The sequence below is a fragment of the Robinsoniella sp. KNHs210 genome (genome assembly GCF_000686105.1).
GTDB classification, from domain to species: Bacteria; Bacillota; Clostridia; order Lachnospirales; family Lachnospiraceae; genus Robinsoniella; species Robinsoniella peoriensis.
The window spans coordinates 2,129,240-2,148,074 of the sequence record NZ_JMLZ01000002.1; the positions used below are offsets into that span (position 1 = coordinate 2,129,240).

Here is an 18,835-nt window from a genome sequence, read left to right on the forward strand (position 1 = left end):
TGCAGAACAATTATTTGTGAGAGGTGGAAATCATGCCGGTTAATTCATTTGAAAATTATCCTATGAGCTGGAGGCCAAAACTAAATAAAGAAAAAAAGCCAGTATATCTTACTATCGCAGCTGCATTAGAAAAAGATATCGGTGCGGGAATTTTGCGTCCTAATGATAAGCTGCCTCCCCAAAGGGAGTTAGCTGATTATCTGGATGTTAACCTGAGTACGATTACAAGAGCATTTAAATTATGTGAAGCAAAGGGCTTAATCAGCGGAACCATCGGCAGAGGAACCTACGTTGCTTCCGATGTAAGCGCAAATCTTCCGATGTTACACGAGATCGAAGATTTCAATTGTATTAACCTTGGCGCATCTCATCCGCTATATCAGCAAAATAAATATATTACGCAGATGCTAAAAAGGCTTCCATCCAAGGTAAATATTGATAACATACTAAAATACACCGATATTTCAGGAAGTCTGCCGCAAAAAGAAAGTGCCTGCCAATGGCTGAAAATGCTGGGCATTCATACGAAGCCAGAAAATATTTTAATCACATCCGGATTACAGAATTCCTTAACGGTTGTATTAGCTTCACTCTTTCACTACGGTGATAAAATTGTTACAAACTCCCTTACTTACCCGGGAATTAAAAATATTGCAAATATGCTGGGAATCATACTGGTTCCTATTCCTTATCTGGGCAAACAAATGGATCTAAAATATTTAGAACAGGTATGCAGGACAGAGCGTATAAAGGGAATATATGTGATTCCCGATTTCCATAATCCAACGACTGTCACAATGGATATAAATGAACGCTCCCAGTTGAGCCGCATTATAGAAAAATACGCACTGATTAATATTGAAGATGGCACCTATACCTTTTTATCCGAAAAGCCAGGCATTTCTCTGTATGAATTACTACCCGATCAAACCATTCATATTTGCACACTTTCTAATGCTCTGTCAGCCGGGTTAAGAATATCTTTTATGGTTACACCCCTTATTTTTCGCGAAAGCCTGCTGACTGGAATCAGAAATATTAATGTTATGTCATCACCTATTGAAACTGAACTTGCCGCACAGTTAATTCAAACTGGTTTGGCAGGGAACATTATTACGGATAAGATTCAGGAAATCAAAAAAAGAAATAGAATTACGGAAAACATATTAGCCGGAAATGAACTTTGGGGAAACCAAAGAAGCCAGTTTCGCTGGCTGACACTCCGTAAACCTATTAATAGTCATGCGTTGGAAATTTGTTTAAAAAAGAAGGGCGTACATGTGTTTTGCAGTGAACGTTTTTTAGTAGGAAACAGCAATCTTATTCCGGCTGTCCGCCTGGCTGTCTGCTCTCCTGATCGTCATGAAGATCTGGCCAGGGGACTTAATATAATAAAAGAAACTCTCTTAGAATGGCCGCAAAAGTAAAAGGAGCCCTTTTTAAATGGACTCCTGATATATTAAAAAACTTTTTCTTTTACTTATTACGTTTCCATTCCTGCTTTAGCAATCGATATTCCAACCGTGTTTTCATTTTACCATCATGCCATTCCCAATCTACGTGTTCCGCTTCTTTCACCAATCCACAGTTTATCATAACCTTTTCTGAACCTTTGTTCTCTTTCAAACAACCCGTTGTAATTCGGTATACCCCGTTTTCAGCAAATGCAAATTCAAGTACTTTCTCTAAGGCTTCTGTTGTGTACCCATTCCCCCAAAACTCAGGATACGTGAAATACCCCAAATGCACAAGTTTCCCTACGGGTGTATAATCCATAACGGTATAACCAATACTTCCTACCTGCTGCCCGGAACCTTTTAACATCATGTGAAGAAAATAGAATTTTCTGTCTTTCGAATTCATATCCTGAAGCATATTTTGAAACTCTTCTCTCGCCTCGCTGGCAGAATGAATCTTAATATCCTGCAGGTAATACATTGTTTTATCATGACTTTTCAGCCGATAATAAAGTTCCTCATCTTTTTCACTATAATCTCTTAATATAAGACGACTAGTTTCCAGATTTATCATAAGCATTCCTCCCTTTCTTGCGCGCTGCCATGAACCTCTAACAGACTAATTTCCATTGGTGTATACATCAAACCATTTGTAACTTTTTACGTATCTGTATCTACGAATCCAAGTTTATGATAAACAGAAATTGCAAACGGAGAAGAATTAACTGTGATCCAGAGCCTCAAACTCTAAAAACACGTGCCAAGCTAAATTTATACCATATTCCAATTCATTTCTATCCAGTTCACGAACCAATATTATAACCCCTCTCCCTGCAGCACCATGATTGTAATAAATTTATATTTTTATTATTATACCAGATTCACAGAATGAAAAACAGATAATTTAATGAAAATCCTTATCCACCCTCTTATCTTCCTTTCCTTACCGGATAAAACCGTTCCTACTTATTTGCTCTTTTGTGATAAATTTTTAAAGAGCAGATATAGAACACTACAAACAATCCCAGACACCAGACTATCGCTATAATAATACTATTTCCAGTATCAAAACCCAGAAGCAATCCCCTGAGACTGTCTGCTATCGGTGTAAATGGCTGGTTCTCTGCAAAGACCTGAATAGCCGCCGGCAAAGTATCCACAGGTACAAAGCAGGAACTGACATAAGGAAGAAGCATTCCGATATAAGTAAATGCACTTACCGCCTCTAAGCTGGGACAAAAAAGTCCCCAGACAATCGCCGCCCACGTATACATCAGCGTAAAAATAAATACAACCATAAAGACCGTTAAATAATTTATAAAACCGGCATTAGACCGAAATCCGATTAACACCGCAACGCTTAAAACTACCAGTGCTGTAATGGCACATCTTAATAAAGTTGCAGCCATATGACCATTTAATACGGCTGTTTTACCAATATCCATCGTACGAAACCGATCCATAATTCCCTTAGTCATATCTTCTTTAACTGAAATGGCAGTCATGGAAGCACTGCTTGCTATTGACATTAATAAGATACCCGGCAGAATATAATCCAGATAGGAGAAGTCTCCAATCTCCATCGAACCCCCTATGATAAACACAAGCATCAATAACTGCGCCAAAGGCAAAACCGCTGTCATGATTAATATTTCAACATGCCTGGTTGTATGTTTCATACTTCTTGAAACCATTGTAAACGTGTCATTTAAACTAAGTGCTATTTTATTCATGTACTATTCTCCTTTGCCCATCCACTAAATTCAGGAATACATCTTCTAATGTTGCTTTCTTCTGCGTAAATGAGGAAGAAATTACCCCATACTGTTCCATTGTTGTAAATATATTTGTTATTTGTTTCATTCCACCAGTTATTTCTATCGTCACCGTCAAGTTATCTTCATCCACCGCTGTTATATCCTCTGAAAACAATTTTTTCATCTTTTGCAAATTCTCACGATGTTTTAAAGTAAATAGAATATATTCGCTGGATGATATCTTCTTAATCTCTTCCACACTGCCATTTGCAATAATAACACCCTCATGCAAGATTGCAACCCGATCAGCAAGTTCTTCCGCCTCTTCTAAATACTGGGTGGTCAAAAAGATGGTAACTCCACTCTCTTTAAGCTTTTGAATAATGTTCCACATTGCATTTCTGCTTTGTGGGTCAAGACCGGTTGTCGGTTCATCCAAAAATATAACAGAAGGATTTCCTAATAGACTCATTGCGATATCTAACCTCCTGCGCATTCCTCCGGAGTAAGTGGAAGTCCGCTTATCTGCCGCATCTTCCAACTGGAAATCTCTTAACAATTTATCTGCCTGCATCTTATAATTTTTGATATGGCTCAACCGGGCAACCATCTCCATATTTTCCCTCCCGCTCAGTATTTCATCCACAGCTGCAAACTGTCCGGTCAGGCTGATCTTTTTTCTAACCTGCGCCCCATCCTTTTTTACATTTTGTCCGCAGACGAAAGCAGTTCCGCTATCCATCTGAAGCAATGTTGCTAAGATTTTCACGGTTGTTGTTTTACCGGCTCCATTCGATCCCAGCAGACAGAAAATGGTGCCCTTCTGAACTTCAAATGTAACTCCTTTTAAAACGTCTTTTTCTCTATAAGACTTTTTTAATTCACTCACTTTTATTGCAAATTCGTAATTATCCATTTCTAAATCCTCCTTATTTTAATTTGATCATCTTTGTAGAAGTAATTTTTCTCTTCTCAATGCAAAAGGCTCACATCCGTTAAATATAATTTCTATCTATCTTCGGAATATAATCTTCTTATCTAGTCCTTTACTATCATTACTTCAAGTTTGAACTCATTGAGTATAAACTCGTTGAGTTAATACTTCACCAGTATATCAAAGCTTTTAATATCTGTCAACCGGTAAAATACCATTCCTTAATTTTCCACTTTTTATCTCTAAACCCCGTCACTATAAGGATTTGTTTGCTAAATACAATAAGCCGCCTGCTCTTTTAGAACAAACGGCTTTTAAATTTATAACTATATTTAGTTTTAATGATTTCTTAACATATCAACAATCCATTCAACTTCTGGAAACGGCATTTTGCTATGTAAAGCATACTGCACCGCTATTGCCTGTAAAGTGTTGCTAAATAAATAAGTCAAAGCATAAGGGTTACCTTGTCGAATTGTGCCCATCTGCTGCCCTCTTTTAATGATTTCAGCTATTTTATCAGCATCCTGCTCCCTGGATTTCACTTTCTCATAGATATGTTTTGGAATACCTTCACTTTGTTTTAGCTGTGCTACAAGAATAAAAAATTTCGATCCCATTTCATCCTCTTTTAAGCAGCGCAATACAGATTCGGCAACTTGTTCAAAGTAAGTAATTGGATCCGGATTTTCAAGGCCTGTCCAAGTGTCACTTTTCTGCAGTGCAATATCTACCAGGGTCTCCAATAGGATTTCTTTTGTTTTGAAATAATGAAAAAGCAATCCTTCACTTATATTTATAGATTTCGATATTTCACTTGTTTTTGTGGATGCATATCCTTTTTTTATAAAAAGTTCTATAGATGCAATTAAAATCTCTTCTTCTCGTTTTGCTTTTTGTTCTGCCCGTGTTGTCATTACATTCTCCTTTCATTGAGTATTTACTCACTGTTTTATCTTGTGCTAAGTATATCAAAACTTTCTGTATCTGTCAAATCGCTATTCCTCAAGAAAAATAGGCATAAGACAAAAACATCCCCAAAGAGATGTTTTCTGATTTTTTCAGGTGCAATAACATCAAAAACAACAAAACAAATTTATCTCAATTCATAGATTACGTCTGTAATCCCATTATAACTTTGTGATTTAATTAATTTCAATTGTTTTTGTCTTTCACCTTCTGATATTTCAAACAGACGAATTCCATTACCTAAAATTGTGGGGATAATAGAGATATGAAATTTATCAATTAAATTTTCTTGAACAAGCGGCTGAATAACTGTTGCGCCACCACAGATCCAAATATCTTTCCCTGGTTCCTCTTTTAAATTTTTTACAAGCTCACAGACACTCTCATTTACAAATTTAATATTTTCTGTATCATGAAGCTCCTTATGCGTAATCACATAACTTGTCAGGTCTTTGTACATCCAATCATCCGGAGACAATTCTGTCACTATCTGATGATAGGTCTTCCATCCTATGATCACCGTGTCAATTCCTTTGATAAACTCAAAATAGCTGACCATATCGTCCGCGGCAGGTTCTTGTCCACACAGCCAGTCGATATTTCCGTCTTTTCCTGCAATATAGCCGTCAAGGCTCATGGCAATAAATAAAATTACTTTTCGCATGTGTTCCTCCCATTTATTTTCTCCAAAAAGCTGTGCAGTCTTCTTTATCCTTTATATTGTACTGTATCATACGCTCTAACAGTGGATAATCAATTGGATCATCCCACTTGATCCGAAATATATTTTTACCATGGCTATATCCGGATTTTATTATTTCTTCCGAAAATTCATCAATTCCTCTGACTTCAGGAGAAACAGCAAAATGCTGTTTTGATATACTAAACCCGATAATAAATGTTCCATGATCCGTAAACATCGGCTGATTCCATGCGATTTTAGATTCCAGATTTGGAAATTTATGTTTCACCCAGTTCAAAACTTCCCGTATACGGTCGCGATGCCCCTCATCGCCAATGGCTTCCAGATACTCTGCAAAAGGTTCCATTTCATTCCTCCTTTCCAAATGATTTCTATCCAGTCGTTCGTATTTAATTATGTCCAGGAAATAGAAAATCATTCTGTTTATACTAGCACTTACTGCATTCCAAATTTTGAAGTAAGATTTTTCCTTAGCGTAATTACTCCAAAATTCAATTACCATATTTTACCATATTAAACCACCTGTTTGTTATGATAAAATATCAATACATTGGAGGGAACCACTATGGAAAATAAAAAAGACAATGCCTTAACTAAACCAGCCGGCAATTTAAATTTCCAGCGCAGGACTAAAATATACAGAAAACTGACAATAACACCTTTCTGGAGAATTTTTATCCTTATACTCATATTTGCTTCAATCATACGCATCCCCATAGAAGCTGCATACCTGAAGGACCCGGAATATGTACTAATTGATTCTGAACATAATATAGATCAAAATGGTAATTGTATAGTACACGCTATCGTGCGAAATGTGACCTTTGAAAGGCAAATATTAAATGCTGTATCCGGCATCACTGCACGGCACCAGGTCCAGTATAATGATCTTCGTAAATACCGGACCATAATCTATATGTACCGTAATATCTTTGATTATGTGGGGGAAAAGCCTTTTAAAATATACTTCCAGTATTCTGATTCCAAGTTTATACATAAGCCCCTGCGTTAAAAGAATTAATAGTTACGTAAGAAAAGGCCGAAAACTGCATTTCTGGTCTTCGGCCACCTGTTCCTTCAAAATGTTACATTTAATAAGAGAACTCCTTGACTTGCTTACTCCACTGACCCTCTAGTTGTTGAATTTTAATCTTCCGTTACTTCTTCCGGAAATATATCATCCCGGAACCCCTTCCATACCGGCTGTCTCATAGCATCTCTTGTATTCGGCATGTATTCAATGGTACACACCTTAAACGTAACCCATATAGCGTCTTCATTTCCTTTTGGCAATATGGAAAATGGATTGTTGGATACCGGATTCAGGCTTTTTATAACCTCCGTTGTTACTCCGGAGGTAACATGTCCCTTATATAGCAGCCTGTTATTTTTAAATCTGCCCAAAATAATACTAAAGGTATTCTCTTTTTTCACTATATATCCGGTGACAATATAATCTTCATCTGCCATTCGTTTAAACTTAATCCAATCCTTTGACCGCTTCCCCATGAAATACAGGCTGTCTGAGCGTTTAGCTACTACACCCTCCAGTTTTTTCTGGTCTGCTATATTATATAGCCCAATGCCGTTTTCCGGTATAAATCTTGAAATTGCAAATTTAGCCGTTTCTGCACCAAAAGATTTTTTTAAGTATTCTTTTCTTTCTAATAGTGGTTCCAGTGTTATTTGCCTGCCCCCATAATAGAGACAATCATAAGCGACAAAAGAAGCCGGATACCTTCTCGAAGCCAGTTCTATTTTAAACTGGTCAGAAAGCAGACTTCTCCGCTGCAGCTCGTAGAAATCGGGGACTCCGTTTTTTAAAACAACTAACTCCCCATCCAGAATACACTGATCGGTAACAAGTTTAAATAACTCTTTGAGTTCCGGAAACTTTTGTAAAAGAAGCATATTCCGCTTATTTCTTAATTCCACGCTCTTTCGATCGAGATATGCAATACAACGGCTGCCATCCAATTTTAATTCGTAAATCCAATTAGGATTATTAAAGGGATCCCGCATCTCAGATATGAGCATCGGTTCTACGCTGCGGTCATTGAAAATATCCATTTATGCCATTCCCTGCTGGTTTTGTGTAATTTCCAGACTTTTTTCCAAAGCATCCATTAAATTAATAATATTATTGCCATCAGTTCCCTGATCCGCTGTCACAATTTCCTGACCCTGTATCTTTTTCATAATAGCTTCCCGCAGTCTTGCCTGGTACTCATCATGGAATTCAGCAGCGACAAAAGGTTTCGTCATATTTTCGATTAAAAGTTTTGCCATATCCAATTCGTTTTTTTCCAATTGCATTTTCGGTATCTGTTTTGGTACCGCAGCAATTTCATCATGGTAATATAACGTTTTCACAATCATACCCTCTTTCGTTGGGTATAATACCAACAATTTTTCGTTTGTTCCCATGACTGATTTTGCAATAGCAACTTTCTTCTGGGCGAGCAATGCCTGACGCAATAACTCATAAGCTTTTTCTGCCCCTGTGTCCGGTATAGCATAATAATCTTTTTCATAATAAATCATATCAACTTCACTGATTTTGGCAAATTGTATGATATGAATCGTTTTGTCCCTCTTCGTCTTAATTTTCTCCAGGTCTTCATCCGTCATAATGACGTATTTATCCTTTTCGTATTCATAACCTTTGACAATGTCCTGAGAAGTTACCTCTTTGCCACAGTGACTGCAGTATTTTTTATATCTGATCCGAGCCTTGCTCTCTTTATCTAACTGGTTAAAATGAATGTCATTATCTATGGTTGATTTATACATTCCAATCGGTATTAAAACCAGTCCCATAGATATACTGCCCTTGTGTGCTACTGCCATAAAAACACCCCTTTTTATTTTTTAGCATTAGCAACTGTCATTATTTTTATGTATAAAAGATCTTAAATTTGGGTTTCGCTGAGGAAGGGGACGCTTTGTAGATGGAGATAGTGCAACGGGAAGATGGGTGCGCGAAACTGGTATGGGCTCCGTCAGCTGGCCGCAGAACTGGTATTTTCTAGCCTTTCCGAAGCGCTTTTTGGCGGCACGCGGGCATTCACCGAGAAATCCTGATGCATTTCTCGGTTCAGTACCCGCTTAGTATCCGATGGGAGCCAGTCGAATACTATCCGCCAAAAAACACTCCGGAAAGGTAAGTAAATGAACTGTACCCCTTGCCATGGTTCGCCACCTTCTCTTTCCGTACACCATCTCCAGCTACAAAGCGTCACCTTCTCAGCTAAACCCCAATTCAAGAATTTGTTCGCTATAGTACTAAAGCATGTCAACTCTGTTTCTACATGGTCTTATACTTTGTGCAAAACGAAATAGATTACACGGATCGTACTTTTTCTTAATGCACACCAAACGTTTCGCATTTCCCCCATAGTATGCTTTCATATAATTTCCGGTACAAATATAAGGAAAATTAATATAAGAACCCATGGTCAGGGAACATAGACATCTGAAACGTGAATGGAGCCATGCCCGATTTTCCGGCTGGGCACCTGGTGCTCTCCAAATCGTTTCAATCCCAATGATATAATCTGCTTTTCTGTAGTAAAAGGCTGTGTCACAGGGATCCGTATCACGAACCTTTCCCCCAAGGGCATAAAGGGCAACCGAAGCATAGATTGATCCCCTGGCCCTTTCTTTTATCAGACGAAGGATAGACTCTATCTGTCTGTCCGAATAGCTTCCACGTGCAAAACGCCCTGCAAATTGAAATTTTTCTGATTTGGGATAAACTGACGCATCTATCTCGGTGGCCTCCAAAAAAGTGACATAACGAAATGTAGCTTTTGCCCCACATATCTTTAAGAATGGCTGTACCGACGCAGATGCTTCTTCCGGAGTCCCGTAAAAAAATCCCCTTAAAAATATTCCCATACCTTCTTTTTCGGAATTAAAGATACGGCTGTTGGGAGTAAATCGCTTTTCTTTCTTCTGTACCCACTCCTGCCAGGTCTGAAAGAAAAGAAGGGCTGTTTTCTCATTGATTTTGGAATATAGAATTTCCACATAGGTTACATTGGAATACTTAGGCAAAAGATGATATCGGAGCGAAGTAATTACGCCAAAATTCCCTCCGCCTCCACCCTTCAGCGCCCAAAAAAGATCCGGATGATCGGTTTCATTTACAACAATCAGGTTTCCCCGGGCATCCACAAGCTCGGCCTCCACAAGTAAATCACAAGTAAGCCCAAACATTCTGGACGAATGTCCCCAGCCACCGCCTTGGGTCAGACCCACTGCATTTACGGTAGGACACGTACCGCTGGGGAAAGGGTAACCATACTGGAACAAAAAATGGTAGAGCTCTCTATTATTTACACCGCTTCCAATTTGTACGGTATGGGTGTCTTCACAAATACTCTTGTCCTTGAAAAGGCTGGTGTCTATTACTAATCTCTTATTTCCAATACAAAACCCTTCATAATTATGCCCTCCTGCCCTTACACGGATGTCCATCTCATGTCTGGCGGCGTAGAGTACTGCCTCTTTTACGTCCTCAGCATTCTCACAATATACAATAGCTGAAGGATATTTTTGTATAGACCTGTTAAAAATCTGTCTTTTCTTATTATAGTCCGGACAGATAGGCAATATGATTTTACTGCATATATCTTCATTAAACATGATTCATCGAAACCTTTATATGCTGGCTGCATGCGCCAGAATTTTTTATATTATATGTAGATATGTTAAGATATGTGCTGTAATATAAACCTGCAGAATTTGCCCCTATAATTGACGCATCAAAAACTTATGGCTTACCATTACCGTCCAAATACCAATTATTCAAAGCTGCTGACATATGATAACCCATTTCCGGGGAACGTGTTCGCCTTCAGAGAACAGAAAAGAACTTTATCCAGCTTCAGCGTATCTGCATTAATGTTTTTTAACAGGTTCAAAGAAGAATTCCCTAGAAGAAATAGTTTTGCCTTGCCTGATCCTGGTAAGTTTTAGATGCAAAAAAGAACCGGACTACCAAACCTTGCGGTTTTGTAGTCCGATCCCTATCTTATTCACATTATATTATTACACCATCGTACTCATTAAAATAGAGAATCCGGTTAATCTTATAACTGAGGACCTGCAGAAACTAATGCTTTTCCAGCCTCATTACCTTCATATTTTGCAAAGTTCTTTACAAAACGCTGTGCCAGATCTACTGCTTTTGTCTCCCAATCGGAAGCAGTTGCATAAGTATCACGAGGATCTAAAATCTTAGGATCAACGCCTGGAAGCTCTGTAGGAATTTCAAAGTTAAAGTATGGAAGATTTTTCATTGGTGCTTTTGCAATAGAACCATCTAAAATCGCATCAATGATACCACGTGTATCACGGATAGAGATACGTTTTCCGGAACCATTCCATCCTGTATTTACAAGATATGCTTTAGCGCCGCTCATCTGCATTCTCTTAACAAGTTCCTCTGCATATTTTGTAGGATGCAGTTCCAGGAATGCCTGGCCGAAGCAAGCAGAGAAAGTAGGTGTAGGCTCTGTAATTCCACGCTCTGTACCAGCAAGTTTTGCTGTAAATCCAGACAGGAAGTAATACTGTGTCTGCTCTGGAGTTAAAACTGATACTGGAGGAAGAACACCAAATGCATCTGCTGATAAGAAGATAACATCCTTTGCAGCTGGAGCAGTTGAAACTGGACGAACAATATTTTTAATATGGTTAATCGGGTAAGATACACGAGTATTCTCAGTCACGCTCTTATCATCGAAATCAATTTTACCATCAGCGTCAACCGTAACATTCTCTAAAAGAGCGTCGCGTTTAATCGCATTGTAGATATCTGGCTCAGATTCTTTGTCAAGGTTGATAACTTTTGCGTAGCATCCGCCTTCAAAGTTAAAGATACCCTTGTCATCCCAGCCATGTTCGTCATCACCGATCAGAAGTCTTTTCGGATCTGTTGACAATGTAGTCTTACCTGTACCGGAAAGTCCGAAGAAAATTGCTGTATTTTCACCGTTCAAATCAGTATTTGCTGAGCAATGCATAGAAGCAATGCCTTTCAGTGGCAGATAGTAGTTCATCATAGAGAACATACCCTTCTTCATTTCTCCACCGTACCAAGAATTAACGATAACCTGCTCGCGGCTGGAAATGTTGAACATTACAGCAGTTTCAGAATTAAGACCTAACTCTTTATAATTATCAACTTTTGCTTTAGAAGCGTTATATACGATGAAATCTGGTTCGAAGTTTTCAAGTTCTTCAGCTGTAGGCTGGATAAACATATTTGTAACGAAATGAGCCTGCCAAGCAACCTCAACGATAAAACGAATTGCCATACGTGTATCTTCGTTAGCACCACAGAATGCGTCTACAACAAAAAGTCTTTTGTTAGAAAGAACTTCCTGAGCAAGTTTCTTTACTGTATCCCATGCTTCCTGGCTAGCCGGATGATTGTCATTCTTATATTCAGCAGAAGTCCACCATACGTTATCCTTAGAATTTTCATCCATAACTATGTACTTGTCCTGAGGTGAACGTCCTGTATAAATACCAGTCATAACATTAACTGCACCAAGTTCACTTACCTGGCCTTTTTCAAAACCCTCTAAACTTGCTTTTGTCTCTTCCTCAAATAACATATCAAAAGAAGGATTGCGAACGATTTCTGTTACACCATTAATGCCATACTGTGTTAAATCAATATTACTCATCTTAATTTACCTCACTTTCATTTTTCCGAATTTGTTTCTATCATCTCACTTTGTGAATAAAAAGTCAATAGCTTTAATTATAAAAATAATGTAAAATTTATGAATGTTTATCATGTACAGAATCTGATAGACTTTTGGGGTTGCTGTAAATAAAAAATGTATACAAAATACCTGCTGTGTCAGTAAAAATTGGCAACATAAAGTACACTTTAAATCGTTGCCAGAAGTGCTTATGTCTTTAGTTAAATTCTAAGGCATAAGTGCTCACACTTCTTTGGGAATAATCATTTGCATAAATAATCCTTTTTCATCACGCATTGGTTTAGCCGGAATTGTTTCACCAAGACCTTGATGATTTAAATTTGCAGTTAAGGCCAGACACATTGCGTCAACAATGTCATCTGCATTGCACTTTAACTCTTTCGCTTTTTTTAGAATATCACTTATATCTGCCTCTGATATATATTTTTTTAGTATATGAACTCTTTCACACAATCCCGAAAATTGGGCTTTCTTTGTCATAACAACAGCACTGTTTAATCTTGCAAAACATACCTCGGGATGACTCTCTTTTATAATGTTCTTGTATTTTGTTTCAGAATTAAGAAAAGAATCTAATTCTCTTATTTTCGGAATAATAGCCATGGACTGTTTGGCCAGACCTTTACCTAATGCCTTCTTATTCTCTTCTGCCTGCTTCACTTCTGATTTAGCATAAACAGCCTGTCTGCTAGGCACTGCAAATATTGTTGAAGTTCTACCTGGTATTAGGGTTCTAGCTTCTGTATCAGGTCTTATATGTGAATCATTATTTGGCAGACCAATAACCATATCAACAATAAACTCATGAAATACTGGATTATCTTCCAAAATTGCTTTGATAGAATCATATTTCTCAATTGATAAGTTGCCCTTATTAATTACAGCCGCAACCCATCCACCCTTACAACCATCGACTCCAATACAAATTGAATTTAAATCAATACTTCTGTCTGCAGCAAATTCCTTCAGCAGATATTTCATTGCCACCTTCATGATGTATGAAATATTCTGTTCTCCTGCAAAACGTTCCTGATTTGTGAAATCTTCCTTTATTGAAAGCCATTCCAACGAATTTAATTCTTCTTGCAACTTCTCACTTTTTTGAATGCGCCCTACATAAAGTTCTATTAAAATATCCTGATCATAATTTGTAATGTCCATCAGATGAAATAATCTAATATCAAACTTCCCCATACCAGTCTCTTTCTGTAATTTTCTGTAAGCAGCATTCATACTGTCTTCACCAGTTTCAACTTTACCACCTACAAAACTATATATACCTTTACATGACTCCTTCATCCTTTTACAAAAAAGGACTTTTTCTTTGCTCTCATTTAGTACAACAAAATAATTATATTTTTTCATCACATCTCCTTTCATTTATCACTCTACAGCGTGTTTGAAAATTACTTTCTGGCAGCCGTGTATCACACTTTATGGGACCGCATCTTCCTGGATTGCTGCTTTTACATTACTGAACACGCTTCTTCGCCCAATAGGTTCCGTTTCCAAAAGAATAAATCCAATGGAATAATAAAATTGCTGAGAAGAGCCCACAAATATGTATTTCGCTCCTAATTCTCTGCATCGTTTTATTCCTTCATAGACAACAGCTCTGCCAAGCCCCATTTTTCTGTATTTTGGTATTGTTGCCAGCGGTTCAACAATTCCATATTCCGAATCCTGATCATACCACATACCGCAATAAGCAGCAAACTCGCTGTCTGAATCCAGTGCAATCATTTTCAGTTCCTTATTTACTTTCGGAGCATTAAATTCATCATGACCATGTTCAATTTCCTTTTCTGTCGGGGAAAATTTTTTGTCTTCTTTTTCATGGTTAAAGCCCTTAAACAATACCTCTCTATACTTGAATATATCATATTGATCGGCCATGCTGGCAATTCGAAATCCCTCAGGCAATTTATAGTCCAGAGAGCGTTCTTCAATGGGAAAATATGCATCACACTCTTTATTTGTAGTTGGAAAGTATCCGTTTCGATAAGCAATACGCTGAAATTCCAAATCAGAATCTGCAATAAATGCTTCAAATACATCATCGTTCTTTAGATTCTTTTCAGCGTAAAGAAGCATCTCTTCTTTCAGATGACTGTAGCCATCCTTTATACAAAAATGTCCGTTTCCCAGGTCCGTATCATAGAGAGCTGCCGCCACGATTTCCCCCTATACGCGCTTCATCTAAATTCTTATTATACAAAGTTACAATTCCATTTCATGGAATCGTTATAACCCATACCTGCTGATATGACTCCCCCTCAAAATATCGTTCTTGCAAATATTCTGTAGTATGAGTTGATATTACACGTGCAATTACTTCTACTCCAATACGCTCATTTTCTTAATAATTTCTCCTAATAATCCCATTAGATCCTTTGCCTTACTAAATTCATTTATCTGAAGCAACTGTTGAATTCTGGTTTCTGTCTCTTTCTTCTTTTGTTCCAAAAGCAGATAATCCTTGTCAAAATGATTGGCATAAATCATCTGTCTGAATTTACGGATAGACATTCTCCGTACAGTATTATTTTCTACCAATAATACATAGTCCACGCAATTGGCTACCGTGTAAAAGTCATGAGATACCATAAGGATTGCACCTTTGTACGCTGAAATCGCCTGCTCCAATGCAATCTGTGCATAAACATCCAAATGCCCCGTGGGCTCATCCAACAGAAGGAAGTTGGCCCTTCCTAATGAAATCACAGCTAATTGAAATAAGTCTTTTTCTCCACCAGATAATTCACTCACTTTTTGATCTAGAGTCTCTTCTTCAAATCCATATTTTTTCAAATAGTCCACTGCATTCTGTTTGGTTTCAACACCTTTTTCTTCAAAAATCTCAAGCAAAGTTTTTGTGTCATCATATAATGAGCCCGTAATCTGAGAAAAAATACCAATCTCAGCATGCTCACTAATCCTAATAGCTTCTTTATTATTTTCAAAGATTTCACGAAGCAGTGTTGTTTTTCCAGTTCCATTATTCCCAACAATTGCGACATGATCCTGGGGTTTCATTACAAAATTTACATGGTCTAAAAGCTGTTCATCAAATGCAACACTATAATCAGTCAATTCAAGAATGTTTTCATTTACCACTTCTCTTTCAAGTTCAAAATGAATCTCCGGATATTTGATATCTACGAAAGGAGCCTTAGTTTTTCTGGTTTTTAGCCGATCAAGCAAAGTCTGTCTTGCATGTACCGCTTTACCGAGGGATGCATTATCCATTGATGTTGCTTTTACTCTGGCCTTTTCTAAGATTTTACTTTGACGGTCTATCTCTGCCTGGTCTGCAGCAGCAGCTGCTTCCAGATCAATCTTTGTGGCAAGAAGTTCATAATTATATTCTGTATAGGTTCCTTCAAATTCTTGAAGATCCATGTTTTCCATGTGAAGTATCTTATTAAAACAATGGTTTAACAGATACCGGTTATGGGTGATAATAAGAAGGGTTCCTTTATGGGCATTAATCAGATTGCTCAAAGCATTCAGATGATCAAAATCCAAAAACACATCAGGTTCATCCATTATCAGAAGTCTTGGGCTAAGCATCATCTCTCTGATCACCTGAACCAGCTTAAATTCTCCGCCACTCAGACTACTGATTTTCTGTCCTTCTGCCTTTTGTAAATCAGCTACTTTTAGCTGCTTCTTAATATTGCTTTCGTAACAATCTCCATCAATGGCATTAAATTCATCCAGTACTTTCTGATATTCCTCAAAAATAGATTCCAGATTGACAGCAGTCTCCATTTCCTTACAGTAATCAATGATTTTCTGCTCAAGCTTCACAAACTCCTCACTGAGATACTGAAAAACAGTCAAATCTTCTTTTTGATCTAATTGCGAAAATTGGCTGACATATCCAATCCTGCCTGAACCTTCAATTTCTATTTTTCCATCGTACAGATACTCATCTGAGTTCATCAGCAAATTCAGCAGCGTACTTTTTCCTGTACCATTGGCACCAATCAATGCACAATGCTTATTATCCTCTATTGTAAATGAAACCTTTTTATATAAGTCCTTTTGTTGATACGAGTAGGACAGGTTTTGAACCTTAATCATATATACCTCCTGTAACATTTATTTTTAACACAATTTTATACAATCCTCACCGTGTGGTGGCACGGATATCTACATTTTCTATCACATTCTTTGTCTGCTGCTCTAAATACCTTTTTAATTGTTTCAGTTGCTTTAATGTCATCTTCTCATCGTAATGCATTCCATTATAGGTTGGATGCAGTACAGGATACTGGCCTTTTGTTTTTAAAATAAATTTATTATCAATCAGCCATTCAATAATTGCGTAGATCTCGTCTCTGGATGCATAGTTTATTTTCCCAAATTGTGGTACTGTATTTAGCTTATTATCCAATAGTCTTTTCGTAGTATTTCCTACGAGCACATCCGTCAGCATTGTTATGCCATAATAACGAACATTACTAACACTTTGCAGCGCACTAAGAATACAATGTACGATTTCATTCAAATCCCGTTCTCTACATAAAACGGGTTCAAATTTGCCTATCTTTATGGAAATACTATCTTCCCGGGCTTCATACACATGCAGTATTTTTTGTTTCTTTTTATTTTCTGTATCGCTTTGTGAGTTGTGCATCAGCTGGCTTTTTGTATCATCTTTTGTTTCCTGCAGCTGATCTGATTCGAGTTCATATCCCATCATATCATAAAACTTATTTTTGCTTATCACATTGTTGCAGCCAGTTCCATCCTTCTTATAGTTTGTACATCCCTGAAAGTAATCATTCGATTTAGAAGATTTTACAATAAGATAACCATCTCTGCATTGATCACATTTCAATATTGAAAGCTTTCCTGCTTTATGCTCATTCGTCATGAATCCACATAATTCCGGTTCATTTGTACAAATATATAACCTTAATCCATATGAATTTTTATATTTAAGCTGCAGCGGATATCCACATAATGGGCATGACTTTCGTCCTATCGTTTTAGGTTCCTCTTCGTTCCAATTTCCATGAATTACTACGTTTTTGTAATCTCTCTTTAACTCAACCAAAAACTCAGACGGATTCTGTTCCGGTGCAATAAAGTAAACACGATTTTTTGTTCTTGTCATTGCAACATAAAAAAGTCTGCGTTCCTCAGCATAATCAATGGATCGATCCCCTTTTATCACAAAGGACAATACCGGATCATCCTCTATTTTTGATGGAAATCCATAAGTTTCATTTTTTCCATTTATAATAATAACCTCATCATAACCAAGACCTTTGGACGAATGCGCTGTCATAAATGTAATATCCAGCTCTGGAAACATCACACTTTTTATCTTACTGCCTCTGCTCGTGTATTCAAATAAACCTGATTTTTCTAACTGGTCACCGTCAAACCCAAATCGTCCAAGTAACAGTATGGACTCTGACTTTCGTCCTTCTTGTTTACTGTAATGCACTATTTGTTTCAATGCCACCTGGGTGGCATTGGCTGTTGCATAATTAACACCGCTTCTTCTAGTTCCGTTTTTACCTTTGTATGTTCCGTCATAAGTATAGATAATTACCGGCTCACTAATTTGCTTTGGTGATTCCAGTTTTTTTGAAATTTGTTCTGTATTTTTCTGAATAAAATTACCGGCAATATCTATTACTTGCTGGGAATTACGATATGTTTTTACAATCTTCAGGAGTTTAGCATATCCCATTTTTTCCTGAAATTTTGTAAACAGGGTAATATCTGAACCACTAAATGCATAGATTGACTGCCAATCATCCCCCACTGCAATGATCTTTGCATCCGTTACTTCTGAAAGAGCCTTAGTCAGATCAAATCTCTGACGGGAGATATCCTGATATTCATCAACAATCACGTATTTAAAATCCAGTTTTTGTTTCATTTCTTGTACTTCACGTAAAATTCTTGCAGACTCATTTATCATATCCTGAAAATCAACAGCTTTATTTTTCTTTAAATATTTCTCATATTCTAAAAAGCAGTCGTTACAAATATCTAAAAATAGTCTTGTCCTCACGTTCTGGGTAGAGTGATACATTCGATTAAAATCTTCTGACGTGTATCCATTTACCTTAAAATTAGATATAAATCGACAGATAAGATTAACCAGTTTACGAACATATCTATTTTCCTCACCAGCTACGAGCATTTCCATAACTTCTTTATTAGAACGCTGCTTTAATTCAAATCCATGCTGCTCCATCCTTTCTCTTAAGTGAGTAAGTAACGGTTTACCATCTTTATATTTT

The 18,835-nt window shown here is 37.3% G+C and carries 16 protein-coding genes; 1 reads left to right on the forward strand and 15 read right to left on the reverse strand.

Translation table 11 applies throughout. From position 1 onward, the window contains the following. Nucleotides 1-32 precede the first annotated feature (32 nt). On the forward strand, nt 33-1,427 hold the full coding sequence (locus CD03_RS0116210; RefSeq protein WP_027294558.1) for an aminotransferase-like domain-containing protein: 1,395 nt from the start codon (nt 33-35) through the stop codon (nt 1,425-1,427). 49 nt (nt 1,428-1,476) lie between these two features. On the opposite strand, the gene CD03_RS33720 is transcribed toward CD03_RS0116210, so the two are convergent. From CD03_RS33720 to CD03_RS38590, 15 genes are all read right to left on the reverse strand, one after another. Then, nucleotides 1,477-2,031: a GNAT family N-acetyltransferase gene (locus CD03_RS33720; protein ID WP_044289428.1), complete on the reverse strand. Its 555-nt coding sequence runs from the start codon at nt 2,029-2,031 to the stop codon at nt 1,477-1,479. Nucleotides 2,032-2,419: 388 nt separating this feature from the next. Beyond that, the gene (locus CD03_RS0116220; protein ID WP_027294559.1) at nt 2,420-3,190 is read right to left on the reverse strand and encodes an ABC transporter permease; all 771 of its coding nucleotides are present in this window, start codon (nt 3,188-3,190) and stop codon (nt 2,420-2,422) included. Beyond that, complete coding sequence (locus CD03_RS0116225) at nt 3,183-4,130, reverse strand: ABC transporter ATP-binding protein (protein ID WP_027294560.1); 948 nt, start codon at nt 4,128-4,130, stop codon at nt 3,183-3,185. The genes CD03_RS0116220 and CD03_RS0116225 overlap by 8 nt, the downstream gene beginning before the upstream one ends. Nucleotides 4,131-4,486: 356 nt before the next feature. Beyond that, nucleotides 4,487-5,065 (reverse strand): TetR/AcrR family transcriptional regulator, encoded by a 579-nt coding sequence (locus CD03_RS0116230; RefSeq protein ID WP_027294561.1) that lies wholly within the window; start codon nt 5,063-5,065, stop codon nt 4,487-4,489. Nucleotides 5,066-5,244: 179 nt separating this feature from the next. Continuing rightward, complete coding sequence (locus CD03_RS0116235) at nt 5,245-5,781, reverse strand: dihydrofolate reductase family protein (RefSeq protein WP_027294562.1); 537 nt, start codon at nt 5,779-5,781, stop codon at nt 5,245-5,247. A 13-nt stretch (nt 5,782-5,794) separates the two neighbouring features. Next, nucleotides 5,795-6,166, reverse strand: coding sequence for an iron chaperone (locus tag CD03_RS0116240; RefSeq protein WP_027294563.1), 372 nt, complete (start codon nt 6,164-6,166; stop codon nt 5,795-5,797). Nucleotides 6,167-6,658: 492 nt separating this feature from the next. After that, complete coding sequence (locus CD03_RS37905) at nt 6,659-6,817, reverse strand: hypothetical protein (protein WP_156042926.1); 159 nt, start codon at nt 6,815-6,817, stop codon at nt 6,659-6,661. A gap of 149 nt (nt 6,818-6,966) precedes the next feature. Beyond that, nucleotides 6,967-7,890, reverse strand: coding sequence for an ATP-dependent DNA ligase (locus tag CD03_RS0116255; protein WP_027294565.1), 924 nt, complete (start codon nt 7,888-7,890; stop codon nt 6,967-6,969). After that, entirely contained in the window at nt 7,891-8,670 is a 780-nt protein-coding gene (ku, locus tag CD03_RS0116260; protein ID WP_027294566.1) for a non-homologous end joining protein Ku, read from the reverse strand. A 435-nt stretch (nt 8,671-9,105) separates the two neighbouring features. After that, nucleotides 9,106-10,470: an FAD-dependent oxidoreductase gene (locus CD03_RS0116270; protein WP_027294567.1), complete on the reverse strand. Its 1,365-nt coding sequence runs from the start codon at nt 10,468-10,470 to the stop codon at nt 9,106-9,108. Between the two features lie 446 nt (nt 10,471-10,916). Continuing rightward, complete coding sequence (gene pckA / locus CD03_RS0116280; protein WP_027294568.1) at nt 10,917-12,521, reverse strand: phosphoenolpyruvate carboxykinase (ATP); 1,605 nt, start codon at nt 12,519-12,521, stop codon at nt 10,917-10,919. Between the two features lie 264 nt (nt 12,522-12,785). Beyond that, the gene (locus tag CD03_RS36165) at nt 12,786-13,928 is read right to left on the reverse strand and encodes a DUF429 domain-containing protein (RefSeq protein ID WP_052377833.1); all 1,143 of its coding nucleotides are present in this window, start codon (nt 13,926-13,928) and stop codon (nt 12,786-12,788) included. A 69-nt stretch (nt 13,929-13,997) separates the two neighbouring features. Further along, complete coding sequence (locus CD03_RS36170) at nt 13,998-14,738, reverse strand: GNAT family N-acetyltransferase (RefSeq protein WP_052377834.1); 741 nt, start codon at nt 14,736-14,738, stop codon at nt 13,998-14,000. Nucleotides 14,739-14,900: 162 nt separating this feature from the next. Further along, a complete protein-coding gene (locus CD03_RS0116300) occupies nt 14,901-16,652 on the reverse strand; it encodes an ABC-F family ATP-binding cassette domain-containing protein (protein ID WP_027294569.1) in 1,752 nt (583 codons plus the stop codon). A 46-nt stretch (nt 16,653-16,698) separates the two neighbouring features. Then, entirely contained in the window at nt 16,699-18,789 is a 2,091-nt protein-coding gene (locus tag CD03_RS38590) for a UvrD-helicase domain-containing protein (RefSeq protein WP_242849105.1), read from the reverse strand. Nucleotides 18,790-18,835 lie beyond the last annotated feature (46 nt).

What these genes read in the sequence shown, in the direction of transcription:
- CD03_RS0116210 (WP_027294558.1), top strand. Translation starts at nt 33, where the DNA reads ATGCCGGTTAATTCATTTGAAAATTATCCTATGAGCTGGAGGCCAAAA.
- CD03_RS36165 (WP_052377833.1), bottom strand. Translation starts at nt 13,928, where the DNA reads ATGAAAAAATATAATTATTTTGTTGTACTAAATGAGAGCAAAGAAAAA.
- CD03_RS38590 (WP_242849105.1), bottom strand. Translation starts at nt 18,789, where the DNA reads ATGGAGCAGCATGGATTTGAATTAAAGCAGCGTTCTAATAAAGAAGTT.
- CD03_RS0116255 (WP_027294565.1), bottom strand. Translation starts at nt 7,890, where the DNA reads ATGGATATTTTCAATGACCGCAGCGTAGAACCGATGCTCATATCTGAG.
- CD03_RS0116240 (WP_027294563.1), bottom strand. Translation starts at nt 6,166, where the DNA reads ATGGAACCTTTTGCAGAGTATCTGGAAGCCATTGGCGATGAGGGGCAT.
- CD03_RS0116230 (WP_027294561.1), bottom strand. Translation starts at nt 5,065, where the DNA reads ATGACAACACGGGCAGAACAAAAAGCAAAACGAGAAGAAGAGATTTTA.
- pckA (WP_027294568.1), bottom strand. Translation starts at nt 12,521, where the DNA reads ATGAGTAATATTGATTTAACACAGTATGGCATTAATGGTGTAACAGAA.
- CD03_RS0116300 (WP_027294569.1), bottom strand. Translation starts at nt 16,652, where the DNA reads ATGATTAAGGTTCAAAACCTGTCCTACTCGTATCAACAAAAGGACTTA.
- CD03_RS0116270 (WP_027294567.1), bottom strand. Translation starts at nt 10,470, where the DNA reads ATGTTTAATGAAGATATATGCAGTAAAATCATATTGCCTATCTGTCCG.
- CD03_RS33720 (WP_044289428.1), bottom strand. Translation starts at nt 2,031, where the DNA reads ATGATAAATCTGGAAACTAGTCGTCTTATATTAAGAGATTATAGTGAA.
- CD03_RS37905 (WP_156042926.1), bottom strand. Translation starts at nt 6,817, where the DNA reads ATGTATAAACTTGGAATCAGAATACTGGAAGTATATTTTAAAAGGCTT.
- CD03_RS0116225 (WP_027294560.1), bottom strand. Translation starts at nt 4,130, where the DNA reads ATGGATAATTACGAATTTGCAATAAAAGTGAGTGAATTAAAAAAGTCT.
- CD03_RS0116235 (WP_027294562.1), bottom strand. Translation starts at nt 5,781, where the DNA reads ATGCGAAAAGTAATTTTATTTATTGCCATGAGCCTTGACGGCTATATT.
- CD03_RS0116220 (WP_027294559.1), bottom strand. Translation starts at nt 3,190, where the DNA reads ATGAATAAAATAGCACTTAGTTTAAATGACACGTTTACAATGGTTTCA.
- ku (WP_027294566.1), bottom strand. Translation starts at nt 8,670, where the DNA reads ATGGCAGTAGCACACAAGGGCAGTATATCTATGGGACTGGTTTTAATA.